The sequence below is a fragment of the Psychrobacter sp. 78a-MNA-CIBAN-0178 genome (genome assembly GCF_040309625.1).
Taxonomy (GTDB): Bacteria; Pseudomonadota; Gammaproteobacteria; order Pseudomonadales; family Moraxellaceae; genus Psychrobacter; species Psychrobacter okhotskensis.
Genome location: NZ_JBEOOZ010000004.1, coordinates 16,988 through 34,342, shown reverse-complemented (window position 1 = coordinate 34,342; position 17,355 = coordinate 16,988). Strand labels below are relative to the sequence as shown.

Sequence of the window (17,355 nt, the reverse complement as noted above, 5' to 3'; positions counted from 1 at the left end):
ATCAAGCAAAACAGCTCATTAGCGCTAATTTTTTAATCTGGTAATATCTACCAAAACGACTTTAACGACATACTTGTTTAGACTGGCTAATTTTGCCATTTTTGCATACAAACTTGCCCTCTTTTGAGCAATGCGAGATGCCGCCCATCTTACCAGAGCAAGGGGTATTTTTTGCTTGTGCTTGGCTCATAGAAGACAGTACAAAGGTCAGGGCCAGCAAAGATAGCATCATTGATTTCATCGTTTTATTCTTCCAAAAGCTCATTGGTTTACCCATAAAAAACTGCACCCACTAGGATGCAGTCTTTTAGTCTATGGTATGTCTTTACTCTTTACGCTTAAACCCTTTATGCCCAAATATTCTTAAGATTGGTTAAAATTTTGCGCAAAGAACTCACGGGTAGCTTGCGTACAGGCAGGACTGACTAAGCCACCATGATAGTTGCTATAAAAAGCCAGTAAGCTGTTTTGACCTTGTGCTTCGGCATCTGCCTTCACTTTAGCCACACTACTACTAAAGTTGGTTTGCACACTGGTGACCACAGTGTTGGCATTCCACTTGTTCATTGATGCCTGACCAATCATTGTAAGGCTCGGCTGGTCTGGACGACTATCCGCATTATCGGTATCTACATCTAATACCGTCACATTAAGTTTAACTGCAGGATTGTTGGTACTGGCTGCTTGCAATAATTTTGCCATAGAGCCGGTGTTTATATCATAATAGACGGTCGGATCTTGATTACCACCGCAGATGAGTGTTGGCATTTTTGGCACATAGCCACGTAGGTCGTTGTCTTTTAGCGCTTTACGCAGATTATTCTGCGGATTGGCAGCAGGTAAATCATTGCCATTTTCTGCAAATAGCCCATCAGGATTGTTGATGGTATCCGTCACATAAGCCGCGCGGAAATCAGATTTTATCAAGTAATCATTGTCATCATAACCACCCAAAAATGAGAATATAGAACCTTTGGACAAACCATCCAATACTGGATTCGTCGGCGTCTTTTGAAACAACGCATTGTTTGGTAATTTACCAGCCGCTACCAATTCGCCAAATGGTGAATCACTTGGTAATTGCGCACTGGCATACTTATCCAAAAAGATATCGGATTTATCTTGATAGATATTGCCGTACTTTTCTTGCAAGCCAATACCAAGCAAGGGCGCAAACCGAGAAGCGCCAATATTGACATTGCCTCTAAAGATGTCATCACCAAAGGCCGCCAAGGCATAAGGGCCGGAAGATGGTGCTATCGCCGTAATAGGTTTGTTTTGTGACTCTAGCAATCTAGCGGTTGCCATAACCACATAGCCACCCTGCGAGTAACCAGCGAGAAACAATTTACCTGAGTCATCAATCTTGAGGTAATTGGCATCGTTGGCACGTTTTTTTCTGTCAATGATTGAGCGGGCGCTGTCTAAGGCGTCGACCATATCCGTAGACTGTTGCTGGGCAACCAGATAAGGGTGATAATCAAGCTCTGATTCATCGTAGCCTGCATAGTTTGGCGCTACGACGATATAACCTTGGGCAGCAAAGTTCGCAGCGATTAACGTCGATTCGCCAACCGCCGGATTGTTTAGGTTGCCTACTTGATTAAAGTCATAAGACTTCTCAGTGGTCGTACCATGGGCATATAATAATACTGGACGGTCGCCTTGGCATTCAGCCGCATCGCCAGTCGGTACCATCAATGCCGCTGTCGCTGTGGTATCTTCATCGGCAGCACCTTTGGTATCATAGCTGACCTTTTCTATAGTCACGCCGCATTTGGCCGCTGGCGTTGCGCTATTACCAAAGCCACTGTCTATTTGGCTCGTACTAAAACTTTTTACAAACTTTGACGTGGCTGACGAGGTATCTGAATCAACAGCGTCAAAATCGTTATCGTCGCCACAACCGACGAGTAATAAACTACTCGCAATGGCAACTGAGAGCAAACAACGTGACATGACAGGCTTATTTATAATAGAGGAAGAGGCGATAATCATAATTGCTATCCTTAGCAGTAATAAAACAGAAGAGTGCCAAGCGTCCTTGGCAGTAGATAGGAGTCGTTTGACAGTGTTGATTTAATCAGAGTATTTGATGACAGTTAATGCATCAGCAATGTGTCTGATACCTTACTATATATACCGTAAAAAGTGAGCAAAAGCTACCGGAAAACATGCTCTTGAACATCACAATTGTCCTCGCAACGCTAATACTTTTAGCCATGAGGTTCACGATACCAGAGAGGTCAGCACTCCTGCTTACATGTCATAGGCTTTGTTTACATGATTTTGCCTTGATACTATCCACCCAACCCCTACTCCTTAGACAGTGTAAACCCTTATGCCAAGTGATATGAAAAACAGTACAAACGACAAGCAAGCAATAACAGAATCTCTGCAACACTCTATCCAAGCAGAAGAGATGCGCAGTGATCGTAGCTTCGATGCGATTGCCGATCATTTTGAAAAAAAGGTCTACGGTGGTCTTAAAGGCGACATTCGGCTGGCAGTATTGCGCCGTGATATCTTTGACTATACGGCGCAGATGAGCAAAGAGCTTGGGCGGCCTTTACGGATTTTAGATGTGGGTGCGGGGCTGGCTCAGATTGCGATTGAGCTTGCCGCTCAAGGCCATAGCGTGGTCATCAATGACATCTCTGCCAATATGTTAGAGAAAGCAAAAGCGAGCACCGCAGAAATCGATAAGAATCTACATATACGCTGGTATGTTTGCCCGTATCAAGCGCTTGAGGACAAATTGGCGATAGATAAACTGGCAATAGACAACTGGCAAAATAAAGGCAGTGGGGCTGATAATACTGAAAACGCAGCTAAGTTTGATTTGATAATGTCACACGCCCTACTCGAATGGCTCGCAGAACCAGCCGCTATCATGGACTTTTTTGACCGCCAATTGGCTGAGCATGGCGCACTGTCGCTCTGCTTTTATAATCCAGCGAGCTTTGACTATCGTAATCTGATTATGGGTAATTTTAATCTGCTCGATAACACGGATTATAAGGCTGACAATAAAAAAAGCCTGACCCCTAATCATCCAGTCGCCAAGGAAGAAGTCGAGTCTTGGTTAGAAGCTCATCATTACCAAACGATTCTAACCAGTGGCTTGCGCGTGTTTCATGATTATGCGCCGCTCAAACGCGGCGGTCACAACGATCCTGATGCAGTCATACGCATGGAGCTACGCTACTCACAACGAGAGCCGTATAAATGGCTAGGTCGCTATCTGCATATCATGGCAACTCGGCAAGTTGCTTAAGTGGAATGATAACGAGCATCTAAAGTAGCGTTTGTTAAAGCGACTATCTGGCTTCTGCCACGCGCTCGGACCGATCGTACTCTGACCACGTCGTCGCATTGATGTCTTTTTCATCAAAGACAACGACATGCTCAAGTATGGGCAAAATCCCAATTTGCGAGCCAATCTCATGATTATGATGACTGGCGACCAAGGACAAAACCGTCTGCCCATCATCGAGTTGCAAGCGATACAGATAATTAGCACCGCGAAAGACACGCCCCACTACTAAAGCGGTTCGGGGACTGTCATCATCATGAATAATATCGTCAGGACGGACCAGCACCTTAATCGGTGTGCCGTTGGGATAGTCGTACTCGCAATACTGCGGCTGTCCCGACTCATCATAGACTTCCATACGACGATAGATATCACCAAGTGCAGTCTCAACGTGACCTTCCTTGATGATGCCGTCTATCATTGCGCCTTCGCCGACGAACTCAGCAACGAACGGACTGACTGGCTCATGATATAGCTCGCTTGGTGTCGCCCATTGTACCAGTCGACCTTTATCCATGACCCCTACTTTATCTGCCAGCGCAAAAGCCTCGTTTTGATCATGAGTCACCAAAATAGCGGTAGTATTGGTACGTTTGAGAATATCGCGGACATTCATGGCCAATGACTCGCGAAGCACCACATCCAAATTAGAAAACGGCTCATCGAGTAGCAAAAGCTTGGGCTTCGGTGCTAACGCGCGTGCCAAAGCAACGCGTTGTTGCTGACCACCTGAGAGCTCATTGGGGCGTTTATTAGCATGCTCCGTCAATTCAACGAGGCTTAGCATCTCAGCCACGCGGGCTTTTTTGTCGGCTGCTGACCATTTATTGAGACCAAAAGCGATGTTTTTTGCCACGCTTAAATGCCCGAATAACGCATAATCTTGAAACACCATGCCCATGCCACGCTTGGCTGGCGCGACGGCGAACGAGGTCGTCGGTGTCTGTTCTGTCAAGCGTTGGTTATTTAAGCCAATCGTGCCGCGCCGACTTTGCTCTAGCCCTGCAATGGCTCGTAATGCTGTGGTCTTGCCGCAGCCGCTATAACCCAAAAAGCAGCCAATCTCACCTTGCTGCAAGCTTAGCGATAGTCCATTAACGATGATGGTATCGTCATAACCGACAATTAAATCTTGGACGCTAAAGTAAGGATTGGTGGCGATATTGGTCTCAGTATGTGCGCTAGAATGACCATCATGCTTAGCGATATTATTATGCTGTACTTGATAGGCTTCATCTGTTGATACTGGTGATTTTTTTACATTGCCAGCACGCACTTCCATTTTAGCCGTAGCCGACTTAGGATTGGCTGGGTCTGTTGAGTCTTTAATCAAGTCAGTATACATAGACGGTACCAGTAAGCTATTAGTGAATAAAACCAATAAATAAAACGGTAAAAATTATGGTGCTAATGAATCCTTGAGCGCGAGCAACTCTGTCTTTAACTTATTAAATAATAAACTGCGCTCAACTTACCTTTGCTTATCACTTTGACGTAGCAATATCCAAACAGGGATAAGACCGACCAGCACAATCAGTAAGCTTGGCAATGCTGCCCTGCCCCACATGCCTTCGCTGGTCATCTCAAACACCCGCACTGCTAGCGTATCCCAGCCCTGCCGCCTTGTCATCAAGGTGATTGGCATCTCTTTCATCACTTCGACAAAGCCCATCAGTAATGCCGTTAGCACCCCAGGGCTGAGTACGGGCAACATCACTTGTCGCCAGCGCTGATAAGGGCTGTCACTGAGCAATTTAGCCGCCGCTTCTTGATTGACAGTCAGTCGTTGTAACTGCCGATCGACTGGCTGAAAGCTTACAGTCATAAAGCGCGTCGATAAAGCAAGGAGCATTACAATCACACTACCAGACAGCACTTGTTGCGAGGTTATACCAAAAGCAATCAGCTGATTGTCAAGCCAAGCAATCGGAATAAATATGCCAACAGCTAATACTGTTCCCGGCACCACATAGCCTAGATTGGATAAAGTGGTCATGAGCTTGGTTGATTTATCAGGATATTGGCGCTTAATCCACGCAATGATGACTGCCAAGCAAGCAATAAAAATGGTGGTCATGCTCGCAATCATGAGACTGTTGGTGACAAAATCAATATAACGAGCGTCAAAATCTTGGCGGAAGTTTAACGCCGTCCAGTAGATGAGCTGCAAGAACGGTATTAAAAAGGCCAGCAAAAACACCAGTGTGCACAGTAACGTCATAGCCAATTTAGCAGACGTGCTGGCTTCAAAACGTTGATTATTGCCTTGAGTCACTGTATTGCCGCGTTTGCCTTGCCAATACTGCTCAAACAATACCACGATAAATACCACACCGATTAACAAAGCGGCCAACTGGGCGGCTGTCGTTAGACTAAAGAAGCCAAACCAAGCCTTATAAATAGCCGTCGTAAAGGTATCAACATTGAAGACTGAAACCGCGCCAAAATCTGCAAGCGTTTCCATACTGGCAAGTAACAAGCCGCCAATGACCCACGGCAAGGCCTGTGGTAATGCCAAGCGAAAAAACACGCGACTGCGGCTTAAACCAAGCATTTGACCCGCTTCAATCGCCCGCCTGCCTTGTGATAAAAAGGCCTGACGCGCCAGCAAATAAACGTAGGGATAAAAAGCCAGTGACAACACCAAGCCTGCGCCCCAGACATTGCGTACCGACGGAATAGCTGTATCGATACCCAGTTCTCGCAAACCTGTCTGTAGCGGTCCACTAAAATCAACAATACCAACGGTGACAAATGCCAGCACATAAGCCGGTATCGCGAGCGGTAGCATCAGAGCCCACGAAAAAAAGCGCTGTCCGGGAAAGCGATACATGCTGGTGAGCCAAGCAAGTGCAGTGCCGATACTGCCAGAAATGACCGTCACCATGACCAATAAAATCGCGGTATTTTTGAAAACTTGCGGCAATACATACTCGCGCATATGCGTCCAGATGTCTGCCACTGGCTGCGTCCATGACAGCAGGACGATGAGAATTGGTACCAGCATAAACAACGAAATCAGTCCTAGGACTGATTTTGAGAGGATACGTTTGCGAACGGCATGGTCTTGACTAACAGCTTGGTTACTATGGTTACCATTATTGCTATTGTTATTGTCGTTGACTGTTTCATCTTGACGAACAGACGCGTCTGGCGTTGTGATCATATCATTATTACCGTGTCATACGCATAGAGATCCTAACTTAGCCAGCGCATACCCAAATAGCACGTTCACACTGTCAAACTCATTTAGCCTACTAAACGTAGTGCTGCATTTGTCTTTTGGCTACTGTGCTTTTTAGGTATGGCAGGGTTTAAGAGGCTCTATTTATAACCTGCTTTGTCCATCATTTGAATCGCTTGGGTTTGCAGCTCGCCAAACTTTTGCACGCTGATGTCGTCTTTTTTGAATTCGCCCCATGATCTGAGCATATCTGACTCATCGACGCCTTCTTTGACTGGATATTCTTTATCAGAGCTGGCGTAGAGACCTTGGGCTTTATCCGACGACAACCATTCCATCAATTTAAGCGCGCCATCAGGATTGTCTGAGTCTGTGACCACACCCGCCCCAGAGATATTCACGTGAGTACCAGTAGTGCCTTGGTTTGCCCAAAAGACTTTGACAGGGAAATTCGGCTGCTCATCGAGCAAGCGACCATAGTAATAACTATTAGACAAGCCCACTTCACACTGACCGGCAGCGATAGCTTTTAGCATGCTAGTGTCATCACTGAAGACGTCAGTTGCCAAATTATCTACCCAACCACGAATGACGGCTTCGGTTTTTTCTTCGCCTAAGTTTTCAATCATACTGGCAACCAATGACTGGTTATATACAGAGTTTGAGGTGCGCAAACAAAGCTTGCCTTTCCATTTTGGGTCGGCCAAATCTGCATAAGTGGATAACTGGTCGGCGCTGACTTTACTTGGGTCATACATGATAGTACGCGCACGTAATGACAGACCCGTCCACTGACCTTTTGGATCACGATATTTTGCAGGCACATTGGCCTCTAAAACCGTCGATGCCACTGGTTGGAGCAAACCTTGCTCAGCCGCTTGCCATAAATTACCTGCATCTACAGTCAATAGCATATCCGCTGGCGTATTTTTGCCTTCCGCTTGCAAACGTGCCATCAGCGGACCACTCTTATCGGTCACCAGTTCAATATTGACGCCCGTCTCTTTCGTATAGCGGTCTAGCAAGGGCTTGATCAGCTGCTCGTTACGTGATGAGTAGATCGTAATCGTCTGTCCCTCAGCACTCGTCGCGCCATCATTCGTCACTTCTTGCTCGCTACTCGCTGCTGAGCCTTCCGCCTCAACGCTCTCTTCCGTCGTAGAGGAATTGCTACAACCTGCAAGTCCTAACATCATGCCAAATACGGCAATAGGTAAAGTAAGCTTGGTAGAAGGTAAATTTGCGCTGAAAGCTTTCAATGACATAGTTTTCCCCATTAATGGTGCTACAGATAATTGAGATAAAAAATCGTTATCAATTACTAATAATCAAGATTAATAACCGCATAATATCTGAAAACAACATACTAATAGAAATGAGATTAATTATCAATACATTTATTTAACTGGATAAACTGGTATTTATTTGGCTAAGCCCTTGCTTTTACAACGCAATTTTTGACTTAATTTCTGCTCAGCAGTTGTTTATTTAATCCATCTTTATCGCTGCTATTGCCCCAAACTTATAATAACCACTGACCTAAAATTGCATTGACTGCTGCTTCAGTACGTAATATGCGTGGACCTATATGCACTGCCTGACAGCCTTGCGCGGTAAGTAGCTCAACCTCATAGTCAATCCAGCCCCCTTCTGCGCCGATACAGACGAGACTGGGTAATGAGGCGCTATTAGATAAGTTGGTGTCTGCAAACAATGTTTTATCTTGACGTGGCTTTGCTAGTGTTTGCTGCTGTACATACTGCGAAAATGAAAGATCGCTGTAAGGATGCGCGACAATAGCGCGGTTGATGATTAGACTTGCCAGCTCATCCTCGACAAAGGGTTTAAAGCGCTTTTGCAAAGTGATGCGCGGGGCAACAGTATCTACCCCTTGTTGTAAGCCCTCTAATACAAACTCATCGAGGCGACCCAACATCGGACTTTGCCAATAGCTCTTTTGTGTACGGTAGCTATTGATAAGGATAATATCACGCACACCAAGCGCCGTCATATCCATTATCAAGCGGCGCAGCACTTTTGGACGTGGCAATGCCAAGATAACAGTCAGATTTAACTTAGCAGGTGGCACAACTGACAATTGGACATCACCTAGCTGAATACAGCGAGCAGCAATCTCCTCAATAATCGCCGTACCAAGATTGCCACCGAGTTGCCCGATTTTCAGCGTGTCGCCCACTTTTGCTGCCAATACATGATTGACATGGTTGATTTGCAACAGATTATTGATTATCGCAGAATCTTGCGAAAAATATTCGGTAGGTAGTAATAGACAGTTCATAGCGTCTCTTGGCTTGCATGCTGCTCAATTACCTTTTCAATCATGGCAAACTGGCGCGTTAATACTGCTTGCTGCTGTACGGTCATCTGCTCGCCAGCTTGCCCTGCCTGTTTGGCTAATAGCGGATGGCTAAGCCAAGACTGTAGTTGATCATAAATGAGCGCCGTATCGTTAGCAGCCAATGAGGATTTTTTGCGCGAGGATTTTTGCTTACCCTTTATCTCTGAACTACTGATATCTGAGCTACTGATAGCTGAATTGGCGATATTTTCATTATTGGTAGCAACATTCTCTATCGTCGTTGGCTTTATCGTAATTGGACGATAAAACGCATTGTTTGGCTGATATAACGCGCCGACACTCGCCAGCTTATCGACCACACTTTGACACGATTGGGTTTGGCGTCCCATTAGCACCGGCGTTGCCACACTCGCTGGCTCAACTGGGTTGTGTCCGCCTACATCGACCAAAGAACCGCCCACCAACGCCACATCCGCCAATGCATACCATGTCATCAGCTCGCTCATGCTATCTGCCAAATAGACTTGCGTGTCCGCATTGATTACTTCTTCGTTACTGCGCCGTGCCATTATCAACGTGCTGTTTTGGATAAGTGTCGCTACTTCATCGAAGCGTTCAGGATGTCTGGGCACGATAATCAATAGCGTATCTGCCAGCGCTGGGTTGGACAATAGCTGCTGCTGTAATGACAGAGCGATGCTTTCTTCACCGCTATGGGTGCTGGCCGCGACCCAAATAGGACGATCAGCTATGCCCAACTCGACGGCAATACCGCTCTTTTGCTTTTGTATAGTGGCACGCTCATGTTCTTTCTTAGCAGCACTGCTATCAATCGCTTGTACATCATCAGTTTTGCTATCAATCGTTTCATTATTAAGCATTGGTCTATTAATGACCCACTTGAGTGAGCCCGCCACCCGAATTTGCGCACTATGAGCACCCAGCTGGCGAAAGCGTTTAGCAGACTCATTGTCTTGCGCAATAATTAACGTCAGATTTTTCATCATACTGGCGCTGACAGCAGCGATTTTTTGATAGCTTGTAAATGAACTGGCTGATAGACGACCATTGACTAAGATGCTCGGAATACAATGCTCGGATAGCTTGGCTAAAATATTCGCCCACAGTTCGGTCTCTACAAATAAGGCCGCGACTGGCTGCACATGCGCTAAAAACGTCTCAATAACAGCAGGGCTATCTACAGGTACATAGCTATGGCTAAGCCGACCTTGAGCAATGTCAGCAGCGAAACGGCTGGCACCGCGGGCAAAACCTGTCTGCGTGGTATTGGTCAGCCAAATCTGATAACCCTGCGCCAATAGCATGTCAAGCAACGGCGCTACTGTATTGGTTTCACCTAAAGACACCGCGTGGCACCAGATAACGTTATTATCCATCTCAGCTTTATGGTGCATTTCAGCTTTGATATCCGCTGTTGGCGCTGCAGGATAGTGCTTGCCAAAACGCTGCGCCACTTCTTGCTGATAGTTATCGCGCTTGTGTGAGCGTCGCCAGACTTGCAGACGATATAGCGGCTTGAGTAAGCCAATGATACATTGATAATAAAAGGGTGGTTGATACACCGCTCGACTGGATAACGCGTTAGATGGAGACGCGGTAGTAGAGGGCTTGAATGGCGTAGGAGAAGATGGCATAGAACAGCCCAGATTAGTAATGAATCAGATAATACCATTCTCAAAAAACTGATGGTAAAAAACGCGACAATTCTACCTGAATTTTCTGCTTAATAATAAGCTTTTACGCAGTATGAGCTAACAAAAATCGTTTAGACAATAATTAATATTAGCACTGCCATTATTGTGACTATCGCCAGCAACAGCTGATAGCGCTTGATACTGTGTTGTTCTTGCTTTTGTGTCGTTATCAACGCTTGCGCTTGCTGCCACTGCGCCACCAAGCTGGCTGCTTCTACGTGACCATTTTGGGCAGCTTGCTCTAGCCAATACTTACCATTATTGATATCTTGCACTATACCAACCCCCTGGTAATACATCCTACTGAGTAAGCGCTGCGCTCGGCTGTCGTCTTTGCTGGCGGCCTGCTTAACCCATTCAACACCTGCCTCTGTGCCAGTGATTTTATCCGTAGCTAACCCTTCACCGAGTAGCTCATACATCGCTAGACGTAGCATAGCAGCGGTATTACCAGCATGCGCGGCTTCTCGTAGTTTTAACAACGCTTGCTCTTTTGCTGCCAAATGACGCTCTGAAAAACTAACTTGTGCACGTGGTTTGCTTTGCTTGGCAATGTGCTGTTCAAACTGCTCTAGCACTTTACAAGCTTGCTGGTATTCAGCATTACCAGCAGTTTGTGGCTGTTCAATCTCATCTAATTCTATCAATAACTGGCTAAAAATTTCTGGGGTTGGCGAGGGTTTGACAGGGACTGACGGCGAGCGATCTGACTTGGTTTGCGTTAATGCCGGTTCCAATTTAGACAGCTCAGGCTTTATCTCACCTTGTTGTTCATTCGATAAGTCTTTATTGCTTAGTCGATCCAATATTTGTGGAGCAGTAGCTTCATTCAAAGCATTTTTATTCAAATCAGCTCTATTTAAAGCATCTGCTGATGTAGCCGTTATATTCTGCTTTACTAAAGAGTGTTCACTAGTAGCGACTGTCTGAGAACTACTCTTCATGCGAATCGGGCTTAAACCTGCTTTTAAATTTGTATTGGGATTCGAAGCTGTATGGGACGTAATATCAGCTTTATTATTCTGATGGCTCGTTGCAGACGTGTGATTATTGCCAGCGCTTGGCAATCTGGCACTGACCGCTTGATACAAGCCACTAGCAACTTGCCCGCCTTGTACAGCGACAAACGGCCGGTCAATATGACCGAACAAACGCAACCCTACTGGTTCTAGGGCAAAAAATATCGGTGAGTTGACACTGTCATTAATATTGGCATTGTTATTGTCGCCATACAGTACTGCCATATGCTGATAAAAGTCATCGGCGCTCAGTGACCATGTTGGATAACGTTTGCGCAGCTCGAACTGACCATACCAATGCGCTGTGGTTTGCCAGTGCCGTGCCAATACTTGGCCTGCATAAAACGCTAAAAACATCATGAAATTGCGATAACGTTCATCCGTTAGCAGCGTCTCTTCATCCCAATGACCCGCTTTAATCAAATCGCGACGTATCTGCGACAGCAAGGTGTCTATCCGTTGCAAGCTTGCCAGCGACTCATCCAAAACGCAATCACGTAGCTGAGTTTCGTAGGCAATGCCGCCTGCGACCGGACGATTCGCTAAGAAATCTTGCCAATAGCCTGCGGCGATATAATCAAGTGGCGTTAAAGGCGATGCAGACATAAGGCAAGCGTGTCCTTTTACAGTTCAATAGGTCATGAATAGGATGACATCGTTATGATGGCGACAGTAATGCAATGTGTAGATAGTTTACCTTAACCTAAAAGTTAAGGCGCTACAATAAAGGACTAAACAAGCGTACCACATTATCGAACAAACGCTCATAACCTGCACGCTGCTGCCATTCGGCTAAAGTCAAAAAATGACAGCTTTGCAGATAAGTCTCTTGGCAGTCAGTGATTTGAGCGACCATTTCTGGGGTATAAATCGCCAAGCTGACTTCCATATTGAGATAAAAGCTGCGCATATCGATATTTACCGTACCGAACAAACAGTAATCATCATCGATGACCACAGTTTTAGCATGCAGCAGCCCGCCTTTAAATAGCGCAATGGTCACACCTGCCTCTAGTAACTCCTCATAATACGCTTGGGATGCATGCTGTACTAAAAACGAATCAACCTTTTCGGGAACGATAATCGTCACCTCTACCCCGCGCTTAGCCGCGATCGTCAGCGCACTTGATAGCGCCTCATCAGGCACAAAGTACGGCGTGGTAATACAAATACGTTTGTTGGCGCGATGAATAACCGTCACCAATGTATTGTAAATAACATGCGCCGTCACCTGTGGTGCAGAAGGTATCAACTGCGCGACCACGCCTTCTATTATAGGCATCTGAGGTATGACTATCGACGTTGAGCCCGTATGTAGCGGCTCATCAGCGGCGATACTATCACCTAAGAACTTCACCCGGCTATTGATGTCATTGATGGTCGGATCCATCACATATAGTTTACGGGTATAGTTATTTATCCGCTGGTTTAGCTCGTCTAGATTGTTTTTGTTTTCAGCACCGATATCGGTAACCACCACCTTGGCCATCGCCGTCGCTATACTAATGGTACGATGGCTAACGCTACGTATCGCCACATCGATCCACTGTCCGACGTTTTTGTTTTGTTTAAAAAACTTAGGATCGACTAAATTAAAGCTGCCGATATAACCAATGTATTCATCAATGACCACCATCTTGCGGTGGTTACGCAGATCTGAACGTTTAAATAAGGTCTTGAACAAGCCTACTGGTAGCGACTGATGGACAAAGGCACCCGCGCGCTCTAACATTCGGTGCTCATTGCTGTTAAAAAAGCTGAAACTGCCAACACTATCCGCCAATATATGACACTCGACCCCGCGCTGTACGGCAGCGACCAATGCCTCTATCACCTCTACCACCTGCCCCTTCGGATAGATAATATAAAACTCCATCAAGATGATGCTCTTTGCTGACTCAATATCATCGATCAAACGCTTAAAAATAGCGTTGGGCGCGGTTAATAGCTGCATCTGATGATCGGAGAACACCCCAAAGCCTGTCCAGCGCGTCCCTATTTGGCTGACACCGCGATAGTTGTCGGGCAACAAATCTTGCCCCTTGTCAAAGACCAAATGCTCCCGCTTTGCCATATCATTCATCAGCAGGCTGGCTTGATCCACGCGTTCACGATAGCGGCGTCCGATCATTGGCTCACCCAGCAATATATAGGCAATAAATCCTACCACAGGCAAGGTATAAAGCACGGCAACCCAAGCAATCGATACACCAATATTGCGCTGTACCGATACAATCCGTAGCGTCATTAATATCATGAGCACGACATGTAATATCAGTCCCAATTCTGCAAAGTCGCCAAAAGACCATGTCGTAAAGTACTTTTCAATAGCAAAAGTGTCTATGCCCGCCTCCATCAACCAATCAATTAATACCAATCAAATAATTCAATACATGCACGTGCCACAAAGCATTATCAGTATAATAGCTTTTAGCACACACACAATAGGTAACTGTGTAGCCACTATATGGGCTAAACAAGCGCTACAATGACGACCATAAAACTAGGATAATCATCAATTTATAAAATACTTAAAATAATATTTGACAGGCAGGTGTAAATCTATATAATACACACCCACAGCAAGGGGCTTTAATTAAGTTCTATGTTGTTGAAAGTTTTTATGATTCTAGAGCGTGACACCTTTAGATAGTAGAACTTTTAAGAAATCCTATTTAAAGGATTTCTCTTGCGAAGCTAAAATTGCAGTGCAATTTTTATACGCTTCTCAGGGTGATTAGCTCAGTTGGTAGAGCGTCTGCCTTACACGCAGAATGTCGGCGGTTCGAATCCGTCATCACCCACCACTCTTTTTAGCGAGTGTCTCTGTAATAAGAGAAGATGCTAAAAACGACCTAAGCAGCGGTAGTTCAGTTGGTTAGAATACCGGCCTGTCACGCCGGGGGTCGCGGGTTCGAGTCCCGTCCGCTGCGCCATATTTAAAACGAATTCGGATGTTAAATCTGAGCAAGTTTCGCCTCAAACATAACTTTGTTTGAGGTTTTTTTGTGTCTGAATTTCCACTTAAACCTTTTCTTTATAAGGGTTGGATGCTTTCTCTCTTTTCACCTTTACCAAAAAATCTACTCTTCAAAAATGCATGAATGATAAGTTTTTGCACATGCACTCTATCTTGTGGAAGTCGGTGACCAATTTCTCAGGGACCAAACGGTGACCATTTTGTGACCATGATGGTTAAAGTTTGGTGGTAGTGACCCTTAATTTAGCAAATCTATGTATGAAGAGGTTTAGTGAAAAATCCATAACTTCGTGATAAAACCCTTCTAAAAACCAGTTTCAAAATAATAAAAATCCCCGCTACTAGACAGGGATTTTTACTCAAACACTATCTTCAATACCTACGCCCTATCATCAATCGTTCACTGGTTTGTTCGGCTGATAATTAGAGTGTGACGGTTTTGCAAACGCCAGTTTGACCACCTGCAATGCCACACAAATAGCACCAATGATAAAGATGACATCGGCAAAGGTACGGACCCAACGTAACGTTTGTAACAAGTCTTGTTGTAAGAAGCCCTCACTACGCGCGTACCATAAACCTTCGGTCATGGAAGCATGCGCTTGGAAGATACCGATGGGTAGCAAGCTGGTCGCAATCATCAATACCAAGCCTATATTTAATGCCCAAAAGCCAGTTTTGATGAGCTTTTCACTAAAAATATAGTCTGGACGAATATATCGCATTACCAGTAATACAAAACCAATCGCTAAAAATCCATATACCCCGAACAGTGCAGCATGTGAATGCACGGCAGTGGTATTTAATCCTTGTAGGTAGAATAATGATACCGGTGGATTAATCATAAAGCCAAACACCCCAGCCCCTAACATATTCCAGAAGGCGACCGCGACGAAGCACATGATAGGCCATTTTAATTTATTCATCCATGGCGCTTGACGCTGCATAGACCAATGCTCATAGCCTTCATAACCTAAGACCACTAATGGCACCACTTCTAACGCACTGAATGATGCACCGATTGCCATCACCGGTGTGGTCGTGCCGGAATAATACAAATGATGGAATGTGCCTGGTACACCGCCAAGCAGGAATAGCGCGGCAGAGGCAATAGAGCTGGCTGTGGCGATTTTCTTATTCACCAAGCCCAAGTTATAAAAAATAAAAGCAAGCGAGACCGTAGCGAATACTTCAAAGAAACCCTCTACCCATAAATGCACAACCCACCAGCGCCAGTATTCCATGATGGTTAAATGGGTGCGCTCACCATAGAACAAGCCTGCACCATAAAATAAGCCAACACAAACGACGGAGGCAAAGAAGATAGCGAGTAAGTTTTTATCACCTTGTTCTTTAAAGGCAGGTAAACAACCACGGGTCATTAATAATAGCCAAAACAGTACGGCAACCCATTTTAAAATCTGCCAAAATCTGCCTAGGTCAATATACTCATAGCCTTGATGTCCAAACCAAAAGTTATATTTTGCGGGCATTATATCTGCTAAAGCAAAATACTGACCGGCAAAAGACCCCACTACCACGATAATTAATGAAAACCATAATATATCGACGCCTAGTTTTTGATATTTAGGATCTTTACCGCCATTGATAAGCGGTGTCAAAAACAGCCCTGCCATCAAAAATGCAGTGGCAATCCAAAATAAGGCCGACTGAATATGCCACGTACGTACTAGCGCATAAGGAAAAAAATCTGCAACTGGAATACCATAAAACTCTTGACCTTCGACCGTATAATGCGCGACAAAACCGCCGATAAATACCTGAAATACAAACAGTGCCACCACTAAAAAGCCGTATTTTGCGAGCGCCTTTTGAGAAGGGGTCAAAGCAACTTTGGTTAATGGGTCAGCATCTGGCGTGATTTGTTTAACCTCTTCTTCTTGACGTAAGAAAGACCAGCCCCAAATTAAAAACCCTACCCCAGCGATTAAAAAGACAATACTGGCGATAGACCACATAATATTTTCTGACGTCGGTACGTTATCGATAAGCGGCTCATGCGGCCAGTTATTCGTATAGGTAGCATCAGTACCGGGACGTTCAGCAGAAGCAATCCACGCGGTCCAAAAGAAAAAGTTGGTCAGTTTTTGTCTATCAGCAGCATCCATTATGGTGTTGTTCTTCATCGCAAAGTTCTCTCGAGACTCTTGCAATGCAGGGTCATCACCATACAAGCTCATATAATAAGGCGCTATCTGATTGATAGCGGCAATCCGCGTGTCTGATAGCACGACTTGCTCGCTATCATTGACCACGCTACCACGATATTCTTTTTTCAGCTGCGCGTTCAATACCGCTTTTTGATCATCAGATGCGTCAGAAAAATTACTGCCATATAGCTCTTCGGATCTAATATCTAACCATGCTACCAGCTCTCTATGCAGCCAGTCCGCGGTCCAATCTGGCGCTTGATAAGCACCATGACCCAATACCGAACCAAGCTGCTGACCGCCTGTGCGTTGCCATGCAGACTGACCATCTAAGATATCCTCTTCTGTTAATAAAACCTGACCAGTAGTATCGACATACTGATCTGGTATTGGTGGTGCTGTGCGATAGATTTCAACACCGCCCCACCCTAAAAATATAAATGTCACGATTAGCACGGCCAGTAAACCGAACCAATACTTCTTGTACTCACCCATGTCTCGCTCCTCCTTGCAAATAGGTCATAACCCTTAAAAATATATTAATAATGAATGTTTAAGAGTGTTTTAAGGCATCACTTATTTAAAATATAGTTGAATCACTATAAAAAAATACAGTGCTGCTGGGATGAATTTTGCGCAGCCTCTGTCAG

Annotated in this window: 11 protein-coding genes and 2 tRNA genes; 3 read left to right on the top strand and 10 right to left on the bottom strand. The window is 45.2% G+C overall.

Going from position 1 to position 17,355, the window contains the following annotated elements:
* Positions 1-61 precede the first annotated feature (61 nt).
* Both AAEY80_RS04215 and AAEY80_RS04210 read right to left on the bottom strand, forming a co-directional pair.
* Complete coding sequence (locus AAEY80_RS04215; RefSeq protein WP_227502410.1) at positions 62-277, bottom strand: YdcA family protein; 216 nt, start codon at positions 275-277, stop codon at positions 62-64.
* Between the two features lie 86 nt (positions 278-363).
* Complete coding sequence (locus AAEY80_RS04210) at positions 364-1,998, bottom strand: alpha/beta hydrolase family protein (RefSeq protein WP_025650545.1); 1,635 nt, start codon at positions 1,996-1,998, stop codon at positions 364-366.
* Between the two features lie 424 nt (positions 1,999-2,422).
* On the opposite strand from AAEY80_RS04210, the gene AAEY80_RS04205 reads away from it, so the two are divergent.
* Positions 2,423-3,277, top strand: coding sequence for a methyltransferase domain-containing protein (locus AAEY80_RS04205; RefSeq protein ID WP_407074169.1), 855 nt, complete (start codon positions 2,423-2,425; stop codon positions 3,275-3,277).
* A gap of 43 nt (positions 3,278-3,320) precedes the next feature.
* Here the strand turns inward: AAEY80_RS04205 and AAEY80_RS04200 are convergent, their stop codons facing one another.
* The 7 genes from AAEY80_RS04200 to AAEY80_RS04170 all read right to left on the bottom strand — a co-directional run bounded on the left by AAEY80_RS04200 (position 3,321) and on the right by AAEY80_RS04170 (position 13,910).
* Positions 3,321-4,661, bottom strand: coding sequence for an ABC transporter ATP-binding protein (locus tag AAEY80_RS04200; RefSeq protein WP_025650547.1), 1,341 nt, complete (start codon positions 4,659-4,661; stop codon positions 3,321-3,323).
* A gap of 126 nt (positions 4,662-4,787) precedes the next feature.
* Positions 4,788-6,482, bottom strand: coding sequence for an ABC transporter permease (locus tag AAEY80_RS04195; protein ID WP_025650548.1), 1,695 nt, complete (start codon positions 6,480-6,482; stop codon positions 4,788-4,790).
* Positions 6,483-6,640: 158 nt separating this feature from the next.
* A complete protein-coding gene (locus AAEY80_RS04190) occupies positions 6,641-7,765 on the bottom strand; it encodes an extracellular solute-binding protein (RefSeq protein WP_025650549.1) in 1,125 nt (374 codons plus the stop codon).
* Between the two features lie 257 nt (positions 7,766-8,022).
* A complete protein-coding gene (locus AAEY80_RS04185) occupies positions 8,023-8,799 on the bottom strand; it encodes a 16S rRNA (uracil(1498)-N(3))-methyltransferase (RefSeq protein ID WP_350587933.1) in 777 nt (258 codons plus the stop codon).
* Positions 8,796-10,475, bottom strand: coding sequence for a 3-deoxy-D-manno-octulosonic acid transferase (locus AAEY80_RS04180; protein WP_350587932.1), 1,680 nt, complete (start codon positions 10,473-10,475; stop codon positions 8,796-8,798). The genes AAEY80_RS04185 and AAEY80_RS04180 overlap by 4 nt, the downstream gene beginning before the upstream one ends.
* Before the next feature lie 131 nt (positions 10,476-10,606).
* On the bottom strand, positions 10,607-12,160 hold the full coding sequence (locus AAEY80_RS04175; RefSeq protein ID WP_025650552.1) for a tetratricopeptide repeat protein: 1,554 nt from the start codon (positions 12,158-12,160) through the stop codon (positions 10,607-10,609).
* 112 nt (positions 12,161-12,272) lie between these two features.
* Positions 12,273-13,910, bottom strand: coding sequence for a cardiolipin synthase (locus AAEY80_RS04170; protein ID WP_502945550.1), 1,638 nt, complete (start codon positions 13,908-13,910; stop codon positions 12,273-12,275).
* Positions 13,911-14,285: 375 nt separating this feature from the next.
* Between AAEY80_RS04170 and AAEY80_RS04165 the strand changes: the two genes are divergently transcribed.
* Together AAEY80_RS04165 and AAEY80_RS04160 are read left to right on the top strand one after the other, a co-directional pair.
* Positions 14,286-14,361 (top strand) — tRNA-Val (locus tag AAEY80_RS04165).
* A 52-nt stretch (positions 14,362-14,413) separates the two neighbouring features.
* Positions 14,414-14,490: transfer RNA gene (locus tag AAEY80_RS04160), tRNA-Asp, on the top strand.
* 436 nt (positions 14,491-14,926) lie between these two features.
* On the opposite strand, the gene AAEY80_RS04155 is transcribed toward AAEY80_RS04160, so the two are convergent.
* Entirely contained in the window at positions 14,927-17,200 is a 2,274-nt protein-coding gene (locus tag AAEY80_RS04155; protein WP_201565722.1) for a nitric-oxide reductase large subunit, read from the bottom strand.
* Between the last annotated feature and the right edge of the window lie 155 nt (positions 17,201-17,355).